This is a genomic window from Nostoc sp. 'Peltigera membranacea cyanobiont' 210A, assembly GCF_002246015.1.
Taxonomy (GTDB): domain Bacteria; phylum Cyanobacteriota; class Cyanobacteriia; order Cyanobacteriales; family Nostocaceae; genus Nostoc.
The window spans coordinates 381,980-399,887 of record NZ_NOLJ01000007.1; the positions used below are offsets into that span (position 1 = coordinate 381,980).

At 41.7% G+C, this 17,908-nt stretch carries 20 protein-coding genes; 11 read left to right on the forward strand and 9 right to left on the reverse strand.

Annotated features, from left to right (window positions below):
* Window positions 1–146: 146 nt before the first annotated feature.
* Complete coding sequence (locus CDG76_RS23710) at window positions 147–1,631, forward strand: DICT sensory domain-containing protein (RefSeq protein WP_094351353.1); 1,485 nt, start codon at window positions 147–149, stop codon at window positions 1,629–1,631.
* 302 nt (window positions 1,632–1,933) lie between these two features.
* Here the strand turns inward: CDG76_RS23710 and CDG76_RS23715 are convergent, their stop codons facing one another.
* The 3 genes from CDG76_RS23715 to mnmE all read right to left on the reverse strand — a co-directional run bounded on the left by CDG76_RS23715 (window position 1,934) and on the right by mnmE (window position 4,678).
* A complete protein-coding gene (locus CDG76_RS23715) occupies window positions 1,934–2,488 on the reverse strand; it encodes a Uma2 family endonuclease (RefSeq protein WP_094351354.1) in 555 nt (184 codons plus the stop codon).
* Window positions 2,489–2,578: 90 nt separating this feature from the next.
* On the reverse strand, window positions 2,579–3,094 hold the full coding sequence (locus CDG76_RS23720; protein ID WP_094351355.1) for a GNAT family N-acetyltransferase: 516 nt from the start codon (window positions 3,092–3,094) through the stop codon (window positions 2,579–2,581).
* 165 nt (window positions 3,095–3,259) lie between these two features.
* On the reverse strand, window positions 3,260–4,678 hold the full coding sequence (mnmE, locus tag CDG76_RS23725) for a tRNA uridine-5-carboxymethylaminomethyl(34) synthesis GTPase MnmE (protein WP_094351356.1): 1,419 nt from the start codon (window positions 4,676–4,678) through the stop codon (window positions 3,260–3,262).
* Between the two features lie 241 nt (window positions 4,679–4,919).
* Here mnmE and CDG76_RS23730 point away from each other — a divergent pair, with 241 nt between their 5' ends.
* Window positions 4,920–5,120, forward strand: a complete 201-nt coding sequence (locus tag CDG76_RS23730) for a hypothetical protein (protein WP_094351357.1) — start codon at window positions 4,920–4,922, stop codon at window positions 5,118–5,120.
* 37 nt (window positions 5,121–5,157) lie between these two features.
* Here the strand turns inward: CDG76_RS23730 and CDG76_RS23735 are convergent, their stop codons facing one another.
* The 3 genes from CDG76_RS23735 to CDG76_RS23745 form a co-directional block, all read right to left on the reverse strand.
* Window positions 5,158–5,826, reverse strand: a complete 669-nt coding sequence (locus CDG76_RS23735; RefSeq protein WP_094351358.1) for a Uma2 family endonuclease — start codon at window positions 5,824–5,826, stop codon at window positions 5,158–5,160.
* A 122-nt stretch (window positions 5,827–5,948) separates the two neighbouring features.
* Complete coding sequence (locus CDG76_RS23740; RefSeq protein WP_094351359.1) at window positions 5,949–6,995, reverse strand: DUF1611 domain-containing protein; 1,047 nt, start codon at window positions 6,993–6,995, stop codon at window positions 5,949–5,951.
* On the reverse strand, window positions 6,979–8,031 hold the full coding sequence (locus tag CDG76_RS23745; RefSeq protein ID WP_094351360.1) for a dipeptide epimerase: 1,053 nt from the start codon (window positions 8,029–8,031) through the stop codon (window positions 6,979–6,981). Before CDG76_RS23745 ends, CDG76_RS23740 begins: the two co-directional genes overlap by 17 nt.
* A gap of 260 nt (window positions 8,032–8,291) precedes the next feature.
* On the opposite strand from CDG76_RS23745, the gene CDG76_RS23750 reads away from it, so the two are divergent.
* The 3 genes from CDG76_RS23750 to CDG76_RS23760 all read left to right on the forward strand — a co-directional run bounded on the left by CDG76_RS23750 (window position 8,292) and on the right by CDG76_RS23760 (window position 9,765).
* A complete protein-coding gene (locus CDG76_RS23750) occupies window positions 8,292–8,816 on the forward strand; it encodes an NUDIX hydrolase (RefSeq protein WP_223265363.1) in 525 nt (174 codons plus the stop codon).
* Between the two features lie 206 nt (window positions 8,817–9,022).
* On the forward strand, window positions 9,023–9,421 hold the full coding sequence (locus CDG76_RS23755; RefSeq protein ID WP_223265348.1) for a hypothetical protein: 399 nt from the start codon (window positions 9,023–9,025) through the stop codon (window positions 9,419–9,421).
* Window positions 9,422–9,429: 8 nt separating this feature from the next.
* Complete coding sequence (locus CDG76_RS23760; RefSeq protein ID WP_094351362.1) at window positions 9,430–9,765, forward strand: hypothetical protein; 336 nt, start codon at window positions 9,430–9,432, stop codon at window positions 9,763–9,765.
* A gap of 157 nt (window positions 9,766–9,922) precedes the next feature.
* Here the strand turns inward: CDG76_RS23760 and CDG76_RS23765 are convergent, their stop codons facing one another.
* Window positions 9,923–10,846, reverse strand: a complete 924-nt coding sequence (locus CDG76_RS23765) for a nucleoside hydrolase (protein WP_094351363.1) — start codon at window positions 10,844–10,846, stop codon at window positions 9,923–9,925.
* Between the two features lie 14 nt (window positions 10,847–10,860).
* Here CDG76_RS23765 and CDG76_RS23770 point away from each other — a divergent pair, with 14 nt between their 5' ends.
* Both CDG76_RS23770 and CDG76_RS23775 read left to right on the forward strand, forming a co-directional pair.
* On the forward strand, window positions 10,861–11,292 hold the full coding sequence (locus tag CDG76_RS23770; protein WP_094351364.1) for a nucleoside deaminase: 432 nt from the start codon (window positions 10,861–10,863) through the stop codon (window positions 11,290–11,292).
* 155 nt (window positions 11,293–11,447) lie between these two features.
* A complete protein-coding gene (locus tag CDG76_RS23775; protein ID WP_094351365.1) occupies window positions 11,448–13,124 on the forward strand; it encodes an alpha-amylase family glycosyl hydrolase in 1,677 nt (558 codons plus the stop codon).
* Between the two features lie 107 nt (window positions 13,125–13,231).
* Here CDG76_RS23775 and CDG76_RS23780 read toward each other — a convergent pair whose 3' ends face one another.
* A complete protein-coding gene (locus tag CDG76_RS23780) occupies window positions 13,232–13,828 on the reverse strand; it encodes a hypothetical protein (protein ID WP_094351366.1) in 597 nt (198 codons plus the stop codon).
* Window positions 13,829–14,463: 635 nt separating this feature from the next.
* Here CDG76_RS23780 and CDG76_RS39430 point away from each other — a divergent pair.
* The 3 genes from CDG76_RS39430 to CDG76_RS23795 all read left to right on the forward strand — a co-directional run bounded on the left by CDG76_RS39430 (window position 14,464) and on the right by CDG76_RS23795 (window position 16,410).
* Window positions 14,464–14,775: an anthrone oxygenase family protein gene (locus CDG76_RS39430; protein WP_317616136.1), complete on the forward strand. Its 312-nt coding sequence runs from the start codon at window positions 14,464–14,466 to the stop codon at window positions 14,773–14,775.
* A 43-nt stretch (window positions 14,776–14,818) separates the two neighbouring features.
* Window positions 14,819–15,442, forward strand: a complete 624-nt coding sequence (locus CDG76_RS23790) for a class I SAM-dependent methyltransferase (protein ID WP_094351368.1) — start codon at window positions 14,819–14,821, stop codon at window positions 15,440–15,442.
* Window positions 15,443–15,516: 74 nt separating this feature from the next.
* Window positions 15,517–16,410 (forward strand): lysophospholipid acyltransferase family protein, encoded by an 894-nt coding sequence (locus tag CDG76_RS23795; protein ID WP_143854157.1) that lies wholly within the window; start codon window positions 15,517–15,519, stop codon window positions 16,408–16,410.
* Window positions 16,411–16,420: 10 nt separating this feature from the next.
* Here the strand turns inward: CDG76_RS23795 and CDG76_RS23800 are convergent, their stop codons facing one another.
* Window positions 16,421–17,386 (reverse strand): SGNH/GDSL hydrolase family protein, encoded by a 966-nt coding sequence (locus tag CDG76_RS23800; RefSeq protein WP_094351369.1) that lies wholly within the window; start codon window positions 17,384–17,386, stop codon window positions 16,421–16,423.
* A gap of 285 nt (window positions 17,387–17,671) precedes the next feature.
* Between CDG76_RS23800 and CDG76_RS37610 the strand changes: the two genes are divergently transcribed.
* The gene (locus CDG76_RS37610; protein WP_190240958.1) at window positions 17,672–17,812 is read left to right on the forward strand and encodes a hypothetical protein; all 141 of its coding nucleotides are present in this window, start codon (window positions 17,672–17,674) and stop codon (window positions 17,810–17,812) included.
* The last annotated feature ends 96 nt before the right edge of the window (window positions 17,813–17,908 follow it).

Sequence of the window (17,908 nt, forward strand, 5' to 3'; positions counted from 1 at the left end):
CTGCTCCCCTGCTCCCCACTCCCCTTGTAGATAGAGTTTTTTATAGTTAATATTTCTTTCCGTGGGGATTTTGAAAAAAATGCACACATAAAGGTGAAAATCGAAGACAGAATTATTTCTTGCTTCATCCAAGTTGTGCTTGACTCATGAATGTTTCTCTGGTTAAGGATCTGTCTGTTTATCAACTGGTTATGGGAGTGCAAACGCCTCCTAAACCATTGTCCCTCAGTCCTGCTACTCTGCTATCACTGGTGAGAGCGCAAATTGACTTACTCATTGAGCAGCAAATTGCAGCCACTCTCTGGGTGAAGCTACCACCAGATAAAATTTGGCAATCAGAATTAGCGCGTTATCAATCCTCGGTAGGTGCGTCTAGTCTCATTTATACTTGCCAGATTGAAGAGAGTAGCAAAGGGGAAGCAGAGGAAGGAGGGGAAGACAAGGGAGAGGAAAGATTAAATATTTCCTTATCTCCCTCGCCCCCATCATCCCCATCATCTTCTGATTATGTCCCCGTTCACCTACCACCAGATAGCCAAATGCGACGGGAAAACTTTCTGATGGCGTTATCGCCCCAGTTTTGCAGTTTAATTTTGGCTCATCGACCACTTAAAAAAAGCAAAAATCAGACATCGGGGAAGATAAATACTAATAAAAACCAGCCGTTACTGATTATAACTACTGTTGAAGGGAGAGTAATTCAGCAAGTCTTAACAGGTATCCAACAAGCGATTGCGCCAGAATCATCCTCAATTTTACCTGCTAGTTTTATTTGTCCAACCGTGCCCCAAGGCGCACTTATGAATCAATTGTTGGCAAAACAACTCCTCCGACAAGATGAAATTAATCGTCAAATCATCACAGTACGCACTAATAAGTTGGAGCAGCAAAATCAAGAACTGCACAACAAAGAGCAACTCAAAGATGAATACCTGAAAAATGTCTGTCAGGAACTACGCATACCCTTGACGCACATGAAAACAGCACTTTCGTTATTAAATTCCCCTAATCTTAAACCCCCACAACGACAACGTTATTTACAGATGTTAAATACCCAGTGCGATCAGCAAAACTCCCTGATTACTGGTTTCTTGGAACTGGTGCAGCTAGAACAGAATTTGGAGGGGACGACTTTGGAGTTGGTGCGTCTCTCAGATATAGTACCTGGAGTAGTCAGTACCTACCAACCTGTAGCCCAAGAAAAAGGAATTATGCTAGCCTACACCGTACCGACTGAACTCCCATCTGTTTGGTGCGTGAGTGGTAAGCTGAGGCAAATTGTGATTAATCTGCTGCACAACAGCCTTAAGTTTACCCCTAATGGAGGTCAAGTATGGGTGCGTGCCCGTAGTCAAGGCGATTATGTCCAATTAGAATTCCGCGACACAGGTATTGGTATTGCCGAAAACGAAATTCCCAAAATCTTCGATCGGTTTTATCGCGTGCGTACAACAGCAACCGAAGATTATGGTGGTGCTGGGTTAGGGTTAACGATAGTACAGCAATTGCTGCTGCGCTGTGGTGGTTCTATTTCTGTAAAAAGTAAATTATCTGAAGGTTCTACCTTTACAGTACAACTGGCAACTGTTAGCAATATCCCAAGAGCGATCGCTACAGAAAATGAGTTATGAATTATGAGTTATAAGTGATGAGTTAAAAATTCATAACTCATCACTCATAACTCTTATTTAATTGCTTCAAAAATTAGAAATAAATTGTGGAGGTGTTTCATATTCCTAGCGATAAACAAAATATAGCAATCCGATAGCGAAGCGGTAGCGAGTCATCGAGCGTCTTTTATTCCTGAATCACTCGTAGAGAAAGGGAACAGGCTTGCCGTGAGCGTAGCCGAACGGGAACAGGGAACAGGGAAGAAAAAATAAAGATGTACTGAGTTTTATTCAAAAATCAAATAGGAATCCTATAAGCTTTACTACGTCTTACTTATAAGGCGCTCAACTCGGATGGATATATCAGGAAAGGCTAGGGGTGAAATAGTACCTGTAGTTAGTGTCAGTTCAATTTTGTATTCTCCATTTTTTAGGTCACGAAATACCTTTAACTGCGGAGTCTTCAGGTTGACAACCCAGTATTCAACAATACCAGCCTCAGCGTAGATGTCTTTTTTGTCACCTAAATCTTTGCTCAGGGTGGCTTTGGAAAATTCAATAAGCCAGAAGATATCTTCTGGATAAGGATGGTGTTCTAGGTAGACCTCACCTAATGGTTTGACAATCGCAACATCGGGGGCCGGTTCTGAATCGTTGGGCAAGGTAACGGGTTTGGCATCGCGGATTTTTACCCGTTCACCGAGCAGTGTGCGAAGATAATCAGCTGCTTCTGTGTTGTAGTAGGCGTGAGGTTCTCGTTCTGGGGGCATAACAATTAGGTCGCCGCGCAATAGTTCAATGGGCTGGTCGTCAAAGATGCCTGCCTCTATTGCTCTGTGATAACGTTGAATTGTCCATTTATAGGTAGTTACGGTCATAATCCTTATTTAGCCTTTTTTCTACCAATTAGACAAGAAGTTTACTTTGATTTTAAAATGAAGTACTGGCTAGCTCATCAGACATTGTTGTTAGGACTTATGCACTTTACACATTGAAGGTATTTCATATTCGTAGCGAGAGACAAAATAAGCACCAACTTGTTTGTCACTGTGATGACGGAAACCAAAACGTTCGTATATTGCTCTGAGACGTGGACGTGAAGCATCGCAATCTAGACGTAAATAATGTCTGCCAAGTGTTTGTGCTTGTTCAACAGCCCAAGCTAGAAGTGCTGAAGAGACTTTACCGCCAGAGTAATGCCGTCGAACTGCAAGGCGATGTACAAATGCTGACTCTTCCTGAGAAATGTCGGGCCAGAACAGTAAATCTTCTAGTTGAAACTTGATTGTACCAGCTGGTTCACCTGCCCACTCAGCAATAAAAAACAAGCCGTTAGCAACATCTTTAGAGATACTTTCTCGCGAAACCTCACTCTCATGCCACAGAGTCCTACCACTCTGCTGGAGCCACAAAGCTGCTTCTAATAGAACATCCGAAACGATCGCCGTATCTTCTATGGTTGCTTGACGAATTGAGATGTACATTTAGTTATCAATCGGAGGTTGAGTTTAACGACAGTAAAATTCAACAAAAAATTTTATATAGCGGTTCTCGGCCCAAGTGATGTACAAGAACCCCACCCCCAACCCCCTCCCCGCAAGCAAGGAGGGGGCTAAGATGTACCTTGTATGATTAGGAAACGCTATAGTTTATTTACCAATACAGAACTTACTAAAAATCCTCTCTAAAACTGATTCTGTTACTTCCTCTCCAGTAATTTCTCCTAAAGCTTGAATCGCACCTCGTAAGTCAATTGTCCAAAAATCAAGAGGTAACTCCTGAACAATTGTTGCTTGTACCTGTTCCAAAGACATTTTAGCTTGAGTTAAGGCCGCTGCCTGCCTTTGGTTAATGGCTAAATCCATATCAGCAGCTTGCACTTTTCCCGATTGAACTATTTCTAAAATTGCTGTTTCTAAAGCATCAATACCTTGATTTTGGGCTGCGGCTGTGACAATTGTAGATTTTGGACTTCGGCTACGCTCAGTCGAACGATTTGGGATTTTGGATTGCAGAGTTGTTCTTTTGCTTTCTTCTACTAAATCGATTTTGTTAATAACTAGAATCAACGGACGGTGTTGTACTGTTTCATAAATTTCTTCATCGCCTTCTGTCCAACCTGCGGAAGCATCGATGGTAAGCAAAACTAAATCAGCTGCATTTGCGGCACGACGCGATCGCTCGACGCCAATTTTTTCCACTTGGTCTGTTGTTTCCCGAATCCCTGCTGTATCAAGCACTTGTACGGGAATTCCCCCGACTACTAACTGAGATTCGACCACATCGCGGGTTGTACCGGGTAAGTCAGTCACAATGGCGCGATCGCTCCGGCTCCAAGCGTTCAATAAACTCGACTTACCCACATTCGGACGCCCAACAATTGCCACTTTTAAACCAGTGCGTAGCAACTCACCTTGATCTTTGGTTTCCAATAACCTAGTTATTTCTGCGGCAATTTTATCGATTTCTGATACGATCGCTTTATCATCCAGCGGAGGAAGGTCTTCCTCAAAATCAATCCGAGCTTCAATTTCTGCCAAAATATCCAAACAGTTAGCGCGTAACTGCCGAATCGGATGAGCTAATTTTCCTTGTAAACCAGCTAAGGCACTTTGAGCTGCTTGGGGCGATTTAGCTCCCACTAAATCAGCAATACCTTCGGCTTGAGTTAAATCCAATCGTCCATTCAAAAAGGCGCGGAGAGTAAATTCTCCAGGTTGCGCTAGTCTACTTCCATTTTCTAAACACAGTTGCAACACCTGCTGCACTGCCATAATTCCCCCGTGGCAATGGAATTCTACAATATCTTCACGGGTGTAAGAACGGGGTGCTTTCATAATCAGCAACAGGGCTTCATCCACTATTTGTTGCGTCTGGGGATGGCGAATGTAACCGTAGAGAATCCGGTGACTTTCCCAAACTTGTCGCCCTGGTGCATGAAAGAGACTTTGGGCGATTGTCATTGCTTGAGAACCGGACACCCGCACAATGCCAACACTACCCTGTTGGGGGACAACAGCAGTGGCGATCGCGGCTATAGTTCCAGTAGTAGCAAAGAGTTCCGACATGAGCGCCCTTTATAAGAGTGAGGAGTGAGGAGTTAGGAGTAAAAATCATAACTCATAACTCATAACTCATAACTCATAACTTTCTAAATGGTAAGTATTCAGACTAATGGGATGGCAGCTGGCAAGGTAAAATTTACCTTGAGGGTAATGCCTGATAGTAAAGAGTTAACAGTGAAGAGTTAGGGGTGAAAATCATAACTCACAATTTATAACTCATAACTTTTAGAGAGAGGAATTTACTGTGGAGCAAAAAATTGACTGCGCTGTAGCCTGTGTTAACGGGTGTGTTTTAGGGGATAAATGCCCCAATATCGAGTTTAGAGAGGCAACCGCAAAATTTATTGAAGAGACTCCCTTAGACAAAATGCTGGAGTTGGCACAAGAACGTCTGCGGAAAAAAATGACGGAACCGCCAAAATGGGTTTTTCCTGAAGATCCATAACATTTGAGCCAACAGGCACAAGCAAGCAGCGTGGAAGTTAAATAGTATTTGGATCTATATTTAATTCTCGCAGTTTTACTGCCAAGCGATCGCTGCGTTGCTTCTCTTGTTGTGCCACTTCTTCGGGTGTGGGAAGCAGTTCTCCTTCAGGAGTGTAAAAGCGTAACTTTTCTTGAGCAACCCCTAAATATAAACCTAGCTGTTGGCTCCATAACCAGCCTTGGGGATTTTGTTCTAGCGGTTGATATTCACCATCCAGCAAATGGAACCCTGAAAACTCTAACGTTTCCGGGTCAAACCAGAAGTAATCTGGTGTGCGAAATATATCTTGGTAAATTTGTTTTTTTAAGCCTTTATCAGTGTCACCTGTGCTATCCGAGATAATTTCTATAATTACATTGGGATATTTGCCATCTTCTTCCCAGACAACCCAACTTTTGCGGGGTTTGCGTTCAGTTCCCAGTACGACAAAAAAATCTGGCCCCCGAAAATTTTCTGATTTGCGCTGGCGTGGACTGTAGTAGATGGTGAGATTACCCGATGCGTAAAAGTCTTGGCGATTTTGCCACAACCACTCCAAACATTGGATGAGTAGTGTCATTTGCAACCGATGCAAGTCAGTTTCCAAAGGCGGTTCGTTACTATATAAATCCCCTGGGGGAAATATAACATTTTCTGAGGTTTCTAAATCTTGGGCGACAGACATGGCAGCAAGTGTCTCAGTGCTATAAGTTTAGCGTAGCAGTCAGCCCCAATTCTTAGAGACGCTGTTCGCGTTCGGAGAATTCAAAATTTAAAACTGGTCAGGGTTAAGGTATTCTACAGTCGCTAATTCTTCATCACCGCATCTAGCAGCACATTGGCATCAAAGCGGACTACATCAGTGCAAGGTAGCCCCGTTTCTGCTATTGTTTGAGCGATGCTTTCCTGAGCCGCAGACTCATCTAAATGGGCTGTGTTCAGCGCTATACCCACTACAGAAACACTTCCAAAAGCACCACCAGCATTAGCAACAGCTTCATACAGCCGAATCACCTCTGGTAAAGGTGGAATGATTACATGGGGATGATTGCGTACATGAACTTGTCCCGCCCGATGTACCAAAACTAGTTGGGTTGGTTGCGAACCACGGATTAGGGGTAGAGTTGCTGTTGAACCAGGGTGTAGCAGTGAACCTTGTCCTTCAATATGCAAGATGTCGTAGTTTTTGCCATAGCGCATAACTATTTGTTCCACAGCACCGGCGGCAAAATCTACCCGCACGGCATCTAAAGCCACACCATCCCCTTCTAACATCACCCCAGTTTGCCCCGTGGCGAGGAATTTAGAACGCCAGCCCCGTAGTTTTGACGCCCAATGTAACTCTAGACTAGTTGACATTTTACCAATTGCCATGTCGGTTCCCACTGTCAACACCCGCCGACATGGAAGGGTGCGTGCCATTCCACTAGCAACACTAATATTAGACGGTTCTTTTCGGACATCCCAAATTAGTTGCCCTGGTTTAAGCAGTGCATTTAATTCTGGGATACTTGCCATTGGTGTATGTAAACCATTCACCAAAGACATTCCCGCTTCTAAAGCATCTTTGATTTCCAGCCAGTAATCATCTGGTACAGCGCCACCTCCAGGGGCAATGCCAATTACTAAAACTTCCGGCTTGTACTCTAGGGCTGCGGCTACCGATGCCACAATCGGCACATCACGCTTGATACCTGTTAATTCTGGTAAGGATTTACCAGCACACTCGCGATCGATTACGGCTACGATTGGGGCTTCACTGTAACGTAAAATTGCTAACCCTGTTTTGCCCTGAGTCCCAGTAATTCCATCATGTAGCAAGATAGCTACTCGTTGATTAAGTGGTAGACGCACTGTGTTGTACTCCCAAACCTGGTAAATCGTTTGGCAAAACTCTTCCTTGTTTTAGCAATGCACCTGTAAAAGGGTCATCAATTAAGTTAAGGTGACTATCTAAATCTAAATAATCAGCTAGTGGTGCTAGCTGCAATGCTGCTGTATTAGCTAGGGAACTGTCAGAATAGCAACCGAACATTACTTGCAACCGATACGCTCGCGCTGTATGTACCATTCGCATTGCCTCAGTTAGTCCCCCTGATTTCATTAGTTTGATATTAATGCCATCCACGTAATTTGCCAAATCGGGAATATCGCCGCTGGTGAAACAACTTTCATCGACAAAGATGGGGAGGGGAGAGTGTTCTTTGAGTTTTGCTAAACTTGCTTCCTCCCCTCGTGGCAATGGCTGTTCTACATACTTTATACCTAAATCTGCCAGCCAATTGCACATTGCGATCGCATCTTCTAAACTCCAGCCGCCGTTAGCATCAACAAAAAATTCTAGTTCAGGTGCTTCTTCTCGCACCGCTAAGAGCATTTTTTTATCTGCATCTATGCCATCTGGGCTACCTAGCTTCACCTTAAAAAGACGGACATCTGTAAACTTTAACCAGTCTCGCGCTCTCGCCCTAGCGCCTTCAGGTGAATTAATTCCAATTGTGACTGAAGTCGGGACTATTTGATTGCGATCGAGTCCCCAAAGTTGCCACAAAGGTAAACCTACGCGCTTACCCAACCAGTCATGCATTGCCATATCCAACGCAGCTCTTGCAGCAGAAGGAACTTGGTTTTGTGTTAAAACTTGCTCAATTTCCTGACGTTGTAAAGGGCTGAATGTTTGCAACAGCGGCACAACTTCCTCTAAAGCATTTTTGATTGCATCAGTTGATTGCCGATGATTACCTACACCAAAGGGCGATGCTTCCCCCCAACCTTCGATGCGATCGTGTGAGATACTCACCCATACATTAGTTGTCTGTGCCGTTGTGCCCCGACTAATGGTCAACGGAAATCTCTTATTTACTGTAAATAAATTTACATTTATTTGCATACTTATTATACATATTATGCTAATTGCAAAAGCTAGTGTAAGTTGAAAGTTTAGATTATCGGATGCATCTGTTATACTTTTTTACATTCATTACAAAGTTTTTATACATACATTTTATTTTTACTTAGTTTATGAACAACTTAAATAAATGGAAGATTTTAAAATCAAAAATGGTTTTAGATAATCCTTGGTGTCAGGTAAGGCAAGATGAAATATAGGAATCCGGTTTGAATTTTGAAAACATACTGAGACTTAAATGCATATCCAGCAAGGATTTATCTCTAAAATCCGTTCAAAAATCAAATAGGAGTCCTATAGAATTACCAAATGGTAAAATTATAGATGATTATTTTGTCAGTATTAAGCCTGACGTTGCGATGGTTTTACCTATCACTAGTAATAGAGAAATTATTTTTGTCCGGCAATATAGACACGCCGTAGGTGAATTTTTCTTGGAATTGCCGGCAGGTAATTTCGATCCCACAAAAGAGAGTGCAGAAGTAGCAGCAATTAGAGAACTGAGAGAAGAGACTGGTTATATTTCCCAAGAATTTAGAAAAATCGGAACTCTATACGATAAGCCGAGTAAAGATACGAATCAAATACATTTATTTTTAGCAGAGGATGTAAGTAAAGTTGGAGAGCAGCAACTAGATATTACAGAAGAAATTGAAGTTGTATTAATTCCCGTAGAATCAGTTTTAGATAAAATTATTCAAGGTAAAATTTCTGTGGCGGGAACTATTGCAGCTCTCTTCTTAGGTTTAAATTTTATTAATTATTAATAATCCTTATCTCTCTTTTCCGCTTTGTAAAAATAGTACTTCAGACGAATTGTATCTGAAAGCTTTTATAGCCAATTGTTAAATTTTTAGCATAGAATAATATTAATAAATTTTCCATATAACGTCCTTATAAGGATGATATACAAAATTTTTCTGTAGATAACTGTTATTATGTTAAGGAGAGAAGACAAGTAGCTAAATTCAGATTGGCGGTTCGTAACGTGGATGTTCTAATTGAGTCAACAAGGAGCTTTGAAAAGGATCTTGGCAGCCTGAGTGAAGATGAGAAAGCCGCAGCGGTTCAAAAAATTAATGATTGTGCCAGCCTCTTTCCAACTCAAAAAGCTGACGTTTATCGTAAGTTGCGTCGTCTTCCACTACCGTCAGATATTAATGGCTATGAATCTTCGCTTTACACGCTAAGGGTTTCGCAGAAACTAAGGGTGATTTTGACAGTTGACGAAGATCCAATTTTTGGGCAAGTTATTTTTACTCTTTTTCGAGTGGTCAAACACGATAATCTTGATAAAGCGTATAAAGGTGTGGCAGAGTCTTTGTATCAAGGATTACTCCATCACAATCGAGAAACTGCCCGGTTCTCGTAAGTTGGTTTATGGCACAAACCCTTACTCTGTGTGATGAATACGGCATTATTTATCAAGCCATGAAGATTTTGCCAGATGACGAGCTAAAGATTGCTTTTCTTGAAGCCTTGGCAGAGCTTGAAGATAATGAGTGTCATAGAACAAGAAAATTTCCAAAAACGAGGCTGCACAAAGTAAAAGGTGTGAAGCAGGCAATTTATCGTGCTGATATCGATAAAGTCTCAGGTTGGCGCATCCATGTTCAATACATTAATGGGCAAATTCATCTCAAGGATATTATTGAAGGGCAAAGACACGATGATGTCATTGAGGTTATTAAATCTAAAAAGGCACGCTATGAGTAATTGTTAGTCTGAAATGGTATCGTACCCAAAAAAGTCTCTGCACCGGAATGCTGCAATATGGTCAGTTGAGTTGCAGAGATTATCTGCGTCCGGTGAGCTTTGCCGTTAGTTTTCAGTAGCGAGTTTGAGTATGCACGCCACCTAATTTTTTAGTTTTTTATCTTGCCCATTGCTGCAAAATATAAGCATAAAAAGCCTCTTTATCTACCTTATCCATTGCATAAATCTTCCGCCCGCCAGGAACTACTTTAGTACGCCCCTGACTAAGACCAGTAGTGATAATTTCTGTTTCCCATTCGCGCAATTGATAAAATTCTGGATGTCCCAAATAGGCTGTTGCCAACACATCCCAAAAATAATAATCTTGGGGAATAACTAGTGCATAACATTGTCCAGCCAAATCAGAGATGGGATAGTGGCGTTGTCGTCCCATTTTGTATACTAACTCCGATGTAACTGGGACATTGTTAGTTAAATCTAAAGGACACATAATAATTTCAATTTGGGTTTGCCATACCCGTGCTGCTGAAATTGCGTCCCAATAAACATTCCATTCGGCGGAACCATCTTGTCCTGCTTCCAGACTTTTTTCCACATTGCCACCAACATTCAACGCACCCCCCATCCACACAATTTTGTGAATCTTGGCTTCAATGTCTGGTGCTTTGTCCAAAGCCACTGCTACCGTCGTCAACGGGCCAGTTACCATCAACGTTACGGGGTCTGATGCCTCGCGCAACACCTTAATCATGAAATCTTGACCTGTTTCGGCAACCAGAGGCGTAGTGATGGTTTCGCTTTGATTGAGAATGGGAAGATGGTCAACGATAAACGAATCACGGCGATAGAGAGTAGGAAATGGATTGATACCGCGCACAGTGCTTTCTGCTACCGGGATATGAGAAAATCCCATCAAATCGATAATTTTACGTGTGGCGCTAACAGCCGGCTGAACGTAGCAATCTGCTGGAGTGACGACAACACCAAGGAGTTCAATACGATCCATTGTCAACAGCAGCATAGTTGCCAGATAATCATCTACACCGCCATCGTGATCCATTAATACCAGTTGTTTTGTCATAAAAGGAGAATTATATGGATGAGTTTATGGAAGCTGCAATTCAAGAAGCAAAACAAGGCAGACAAGAAGGTGGAATTCCCATTGGTTCGGTTCTCGTCAAGAATGGCAAAATTCTTGGCAGAGGACACAATAAACGCGTGCAAGACAGCGATCCTGTTACCCACGCCGAAATCGATTGTCTCCGCAATGCTGGAAGAGTTGGCAGTTATAGAGGTACTACACTCTATTCAACTTTAATGCCATGTTACCTGTGCGCTGGGGCAGTGGTACAATTTGGCATTAAAAAAGTCATCGCTGGAGAATCTAGAACTTTTCCTGGTGCTAAAGAATTTATGGTATCTCACGGTGTAGACGTAATTGATCTTAATCTTGATGAGTGCGAACAAATGATGAGTGAGTTTATTGAAACTAACCCCGAACTTTGGAATGAAGATATCGGTAAATAGTCATTGCATCGCTACAATCATAGCGATCGCAATATCTGGTTGAAGTCCAGCACATTAGGAAAATATTGATAATACTTAAGAAAGAAGCTGCAAACTCTTTTATATTACACAATAATTTTAGTGACTAGAACTAGCTAAAATTTAAACGTGTGAAAATGTTAAATCTAACTGAATTTACATTATTTGCTCCTCGTAACAAAGGAGCATCTTTAATTGGGTCTTTTTCAGATTGGAAAGAAATTCCCATGTCAAAAAGTGAAGATGGTTATTTTCGCACTAAAATTAAACTGGAAGATGGCGTTTATCAATATAAATTTCGCATTCAAACCAAAAGCCCAAATTTTGCACTTGATGAATGGATAGATGTCATTGATCCCAAAGCAACAGATGTTAATGAAACAGAAAAATACAGCATAGTACGCATTCAAGATGGTCAACGCGTTGTTGATACTTACATTTGGCAACACGATGAGATACCGTTGCCTGACAATCGGGAATTAGTCATATACGAAATGCACGTTGCCGATTTTACTGGTGATGAAGTTGACTCTCACGAGCGAGGCAAATATTTAGGGATAATTGCTAAGTTAGATTATCTTTGCGAATTGGGAATTAATGCAATTGAATTAATGCCAGTTAATGAGTACCCTGGTGATTATAACTGGGGCTATAAAGTTCGCCACTTCTTTGCTACAGAATCTAGTTACGGTTCAACAGAAGATTTAAAGCGGTTGATTGACGAGTGTCATGGTAGAGGCATCCGCGTCTTTATGGATGGAATTTATAACCATACAGATGAAGAATGCCCTTTAATACTAATTGACCGAAATTACTGGTACTACGAACATAAACATTATCCTGAAGACCCAGATAATTACTGGGGGCCAGAGTTTAACTATGATAATTACGACAAAAACTTAAATATTAAACCTGCATGGGAATACATCGGCGATGTGGTAAAATTTTGGATTCAGGAGTATCACATTGATGGAATTCGCTTTGATGCAGTGCGGCAATTGGCTAACTTTGAATTTCTCAACTGGCTGACTAAGGAAGCGAAAAACCATGCTGCGCCCAAACAGTTTTACAACATTGCTGAACACATTCCCGATACAAACACTGTAGTCAAGCCAGATGGCCCATTAGATGCTTGTTGGCATGAGAGTTTTCGGTACTTTATAGTTCCGTATATTTGTGGTCAATCATTTGAATTAGAACAACTCAAGCAGATTTTAGATCCCAAACAACAGGGTTATGCGATCGCAACCAATGTAATTAATTATTTGGCAACCCACGATCGCGAACGTGTATTACGAGAATTAGGCAATTGCGGCATCTTTGACACACCCGCATTTGAACGAGCTAAGTTAGCTGCTGCTGTGTTAATGACAGCGATGGGTATACCGATGCTGTGGATGGGAGAAGAGTTTGGCGAATATCAGCAAAAAAGCGAAGATGTGACTAAGCCGCGCAAGATTAATTGGTCTTTGTTGTCAAACGACCAGAATCATGATTTATTTGAGTATTATCAAAAGCTGATTGCTCTACGCCAGCAAAATCCAGCTTTGCAAAGTGACAATATTAAGTTTTTCTACGAAAATGCAGCTGAGAAAGTGCTGGCTTACACCCGTTGGGATGAGCAGAATTCTCATGTCGTTGTCGTGGTAAATTTCTCCGATCAAAATCTAAATCAATATAAAATTTTAGGCTTCCCAACTGCTGAGTATTGGCGAGATTGGGTTAGTAATCAAGAAGTAAAATCTGGAGAGGATGGTTTCGTGACTGACTTGCCAAGCTATACAGCTAAGATATTTGTTTCAGATTTACAGTAATGTAGTCTGTGGATCGTAGGTGTCAAAAGGTTGTAAATACATTGTCGCAAGCAGTGCGATCGCTCTACTTATTATGAAGCCATGCCTTGGTACAGTTGAAAATTTTGCTAATCTTCGCCAGGAAGCATATAGCGGGTAACTGAACCTTTATGCTCAATATTAACAGCGTACTGTAAGAGAAATTCAGTAGACCATCTAGGCTCGGATGCAGGTTGAACTCCAGGCTCATCACCAACCCAAGGAGGAGCCGGAGTATAGAAGTCTTTGCCGTCAAGTTGTCGAGAAAGCCACTCTACACCTTCATAGCGACAACGACCTGCTCCTAGAAAATCACCTTGCTTATCGAAAATTTCTATAAACCGACCGCTATTGTCCCATCCATCATCAACATATCCCTGTATTAGAAGAGCAAACGAATTCTCAGATTCAACAGGAATTTTTACCAAGTACAGATCGCTGAGGCTGTATTGAGAGTACCAAAGATGGCGATTATAAGTTTTAACTACAGACTGAGGAATATCTTGCTCAATTTTTTCAATCTCTACACAATTGAAAGCCATATCAGTAGATAGAGTTAATAGTTGAACACTTGCAATTCGACACGCAGGAAAAAAATTACAGAACGAGTCTGATAAATCGTAAAGTTTATTAAGTTCTGTTGAGTAAAATTGTCTAACTACAGACTTTCGGATATCTAAATTCATTCACTTTATACTTTCACGTACCACTAGCTTCAAAGTTTAATGAGATAACCCCGACTTCGCAATCACCTTTCGCGATCATACCTGCTTTAAATCTTTACTGATAAAGCTTTTGAGTGATTAGATAAATTTGATTTATTAATTTTTTTCTTAATTACATCCAACTCTACACACCTAATTAATAATATTTAGGTATTGATGACAATTAACGTCTTGAAAGACTAATCATCTACACCAATAACCCTTAACCCAAGCGTATTGTGACATAACACCATCTGCGAACAAGGCGTTGGGCAGTATTAGAGCTGATTCGTAAAGAAAATCTTAAGGATACCCAATTCATTGCTGGGCATGACTTTCAGAGAATAAACGCTTGATTGGCTCAAATTCCTGAAACGCTTACGAGACAGAGACTTTACTGTAGTTTATAAATTAGCTCTTAACAGGAGGCTTTAATGGTAATTATTGACAATTTGCGCTTCCCTTTGACGCTGTTCACAGCACTAGGCTGCGGATTGGTGGCTGGCGTCTTCTTTGCCTTCTCGACTTTCGTGATGAATGCCCTTGCACGACTCCAGCCAAAGGAGGGCATTATCGCCATGCAATCCATCAATATCACCGCGATCAATCCGTTGTTCATGTTGGCACTCTTCGGAACGGCTGCGGCTTGCATCTTTCTAGCGGTTTCCTCGGTGTTAAAGTGGCATCAACCTGGCGCTGCCTATTTGCTTATCGGTAGCTTGCTCTATCTCATTGGCACCGTTCTAGTAACGATCGCCTTCAATGTGCCGCTAAATGATGCGTTAGCGATCGCTAAACCAGATAGCCCTGAAGGCGCGAACCTATGGGCTAGATACCTTACCAACTGGACGTTCTGGAACCACGTTCGGACAATAGCGGCACTGGCGGCAGCACTCATGATCGGACTGGGCGATCGCATGGTGAAATAGGAATGATAAATACGTATAATACCCTTTGCTCGGCAAAAGCTATATGAGTATTCAAGCAGCATACGATAATTGGTCAGCCACATACGATGCTGACGAAAATCTGACGCGCGATCTCGATCAAACCGTCACCAGAGAAACCTTGATGGGTTTGAGGTCTAAATCAGTCGTGGAAATTGGCTGTGGCACAGGTAAAAATACGCTTTTGCTTTCACAAATTGCTCTGAAAGTTTGTGCGATCGATTTTTCAGCACAGATGATCGAAAAGGCAAAAGAGAAAGTGAGGTCTGCTAATGTGGTGTTTATTACCGAAGACATTACCAAGCAATGGACTTTTCATAATGAGTCTGCCGATTTAGTCACTTGTAATCTTGTTCTAGAACACATCGAAGACCTCAGCTTGATATTTTCAGAAGCATCTCGTGTATTAGTCAAAGGAGGATACTTTTTTATCTGTGAGCTTCATCCATTCAAGCAATATCAAGGAACAAAAGCTAATTTTCAAAGACAGCAAGAGTTCATTAAAATTCCTGCATTTGTGCATCATTTTTCAGACTTTTTTAACACAGCGAAAGTTCATGGCTTCCTACTTGAAGACTTCAAGGAGTGGTGGCATGAACAGGATAAAAATAAACCACCAAGACTAGTATCAATCTTGTTGAGAAAGTGAAAAAGCTTTTGGGCATTGAAATTTAGAGCAGTTGCAGAGATACTTGCAAGAGTGATGGAAGATGGCGACTAATTATGGAATTTCCAAAACAGGTAGAGAATATTTCTGTCAGCGCTGACAATTGCTTAACATCAGAATTCTCGAAAAAGATTCATCAGTCATTAACACAGCGAGATGCTCAGTTTATTGAATTACTGATGCCTGTATGGGAATGGTTTTACCGTTATTATTTTCAAGTAAAAACTGATGGATGGCACCATATACCAACAACAGGGAAAGTACTACTTGTTGGCTCTCACAATGGGGGAATGGCTTCTCCAGATTTAATAATGATGATGTACGATTGGTTTTCGAGATTTGGAACCGAGCGTTTGGTGTATGGTCTAATGCACCCTTCCGCTTGGAAAGTGAGTCCAGAAATAGCAGGATTAGCCCAGAAATTCGGAGCAATTGTTGCACATCCCAAAACGGCTAGTGCGGCTTTCGATCGAGGTGCTAGCGTTCTGGTATATCCTGGAGGACAATATGATATGTTTCGTCCTCATAGCCAACGCCATAAAATACATTTTGCCGATCATCAGGGCTTTATCAAGCTGGCTTTAAAACAAGAAGTTCCGATTATTCCTGTAATCTCGGTAGGCGCTCATGATAGCTTGATAGTTTTATGTGATTGCTATGATTTCGTTAAACAATTACATCAGTGGGGATTGCCGTGGTTATATCAAATTGATCCTGGAGTTTTCCCAATTTACTTAGGTTTGCCTTGGGGCTTGTCTATTGGCCCTCTGCCAAATATTCCTCTACCTGTGCAGATTCACACTCGCGTCTGTCATCCAATTACTTTTGAAAGATATGGTCAAGATGCAGCTAGAGATCGTAACTATGTGAATACTTGTTATGAAATAGTGCAAAGTCAAATGCAGGAAGAGTTAAATAATTTGGTTAGAGATACTCAAAAATTTAACTAAAACACGAATATTAGTGACGAAGTGACGAATCTCCTAATATTTCCAAAAGCGATCGCTCCATAACTTCACTGACAAATTTATTACCTTGCAAGTTGAGGTGGATGTGATCGTGAAACAAACCTTGGGGGTTGGTAGTTGAATTGAAGTTCGGTAAAAAGTCTATATAGTTAATTTGCTGTGCTTTGGTAAAATCACTCAAGCGCTGACGTGCTTTAATTTCGTAATCGCGGGGGCCTGGTTGACCAATTTCTCGTAGTAAGGGAGTCATCACCAGCAGAAATTTGCTGTTGGATTGGCGAGTCAAGGCTTGAATTTTAGCGATCGCCTCCAGATTAATCCCCACGCGATCGCCCGATTCATTTTGCACGGCTTGTAGTTCTGGAATTGGCTTTTGCTTGACGATGTAACGCTGCCACACTTCCACTAATGCCAGAGGAGGTTTACGATCGGGGTAGTTGCGATCGCGTCCTACCGGTAAAGAAGTAGGAGGAGTTGCAAACAAATCATCGGTATTAATTAATAACACCACTGCTTGCGCGTTAAAAGTGCCAAACTTCTCTAAATAAGCTAATTCATTCCTTGGCCCCCAAGAGTTAGCTGAAGCATTTAGCACTTCTACTTCCTGGTAATTACTATTAGTGGATGATGTTAGAGAACGCATCATCAAACTAGATATTGTATTAGTCTGATCTGTCCACCAGCCACCATTAGCAATAGAATCACCTAAGAGGAGAATTCGCAGCCCAGTAGGTGCTGGTAGCTTTTTGATCGGACTACCTCGCATAGAATATTCATTAATTTCAATGCGATTACCAAAACGACGGGTACGTTGGTTAGGAGCCAACAAATAACCAATTTGCTCATCGCCAATATAAATCAGGGGATTACCAAAACCAAACAGCGATCGCAGTCCAATCTCGATTACCACAAACAATCCCACAACCACCGCCAAAATTACGCTCAGTGCTATTTTCACCTACTCACACCTTCTTATACTGAGTTGCTTTTCAATGATACTGGGGGATTGGGGATTGGNGAAAGAACCCCACCCCGCCAAAGCTACGCTTTGTCTCCCCTCCCGAAGAGCGGGGAGGGGTTGGGGGTGGGGTGTTAGGGACTTTTGCAAGAGGTCTATTGTCCCCCTTGCCCCCAGCCCCCAGTCCTAAATTTTTAAAGTGAATTTAACGTCATCCGCAAATAGAAGGACTACAATCAAAACGGACAAATATTTCATGCTCCAACAACAGAGGATTACAAAGCTGTGTCCGACTTAAATCGCGGAATTATGAAATTTAAGGGTGCAGATTCCCCAAAAGTAGTCACTATCTCTACCGTGTTGCTTCTGGGATCGATCGCTGCTCTCGTAATCTGGGCGCTGCAAGCTGCCTATGCGCTAAACTAAAACCATTAGTAGTCTAGAAGGACACTTGTCTTAAACGGTTTCCGTCTTAGCCAAGTGTCCATTTAGTAACTACTAAATAAAACCCCCCTAATAACC

Coding starts and splice junctions, on each gene's coding strand:
- CDG76_RS23710 (WP_094351353.1), top strand. CDS start 147: ATGAATGTTTCTCTGGTTAAGGATCTGTCTGTTTATCAACTGGTTATG.
- CDG76_RS23715 (WP_094351354.1), bottom strand. CDS start 2,488: ATGACCGTAACTACCTATAAATGGACAATTCAACGTTATCACAGAGCA.
- CDG76_RS23720 (WP_094351355.1), bottom strand. CDS start 3,094: ATGTACATCTCAATTCGTCAAGCAACCATAGAAGATACGGCGATCGTT.
- mnmE (WP_094351356.1), bottom strand. CDS start 4,678: ATGTCGGAACTCTTTGCTACTACTGGAACTATAGCCGCGATCGCCACT.
- CDG76_RS23735 (WP_094351358.1), bottom strand. CDS start 5,826: ATGTCTGTCGCCCAAGATTTAGAAACCTCAGAAAATGTTATATTTCCC.
- CDG76_RS23745 (WP_094351360.1), bottom strand. CDS start 8,031: ATGCAAATAAATGTAAATTTATTTACAGTAAATAAGAGATTTCCGTTG.
- CDG76_RS23760 (WP_094351362.1), top strand. CDS start 9,430: ATGGCACAAACCCTTACTCTGTGTGATGAATACGGCATTATTTATCAA.
- CDG76_RS23765 (WP_094351363.1), bottom strand. CDS start 10,846: ATGACAAAACAACTGGTATTAATGGATCACGATGGCGGTGTAGATGAT.
- CDG76_RS23770 (WP_094351364.1), top strand. CDS start 10,861: ATGGATGAGTTTATGGAAGCTGCAATTCAAGAAGCAAAACAAGGCAGA.
- CDG76_RS23775 (WP_094351365.1), top strand. CDS start 11,448: ATGTTAAATCTAACTGAATTTACATTATTTGCTCCTCGTAACAAAGGA.
- CDG76_RS23780 (WP_094351366.1), bottom strand. CDS start 13,828: ATGAATTTAGATATCCGAAAGTCTGTAGTTAGACAATTTTACTCAACA.
- CDG76_RS39430 (WP_317616136.1), top strand. CDS start 14,464: ATGTTGGCACTCTTCGGAACGGCTGCGGCTTGCATCTTTCTAGCGGTT.
- CDG76_RS23790 (WP_094351368.1), top strand. CDS start 14,819: ATGAGTATTCAAGCAGCATACGATAATTGGTCAGCCACATACGATGCT.
- CDG76_RS23795 (WP_143854157.1), top strand. CDS start 15,517: ATGGAATTTCCAAAACAGGTAGAGAATATTTCTGTCAGCGCTGACAAT.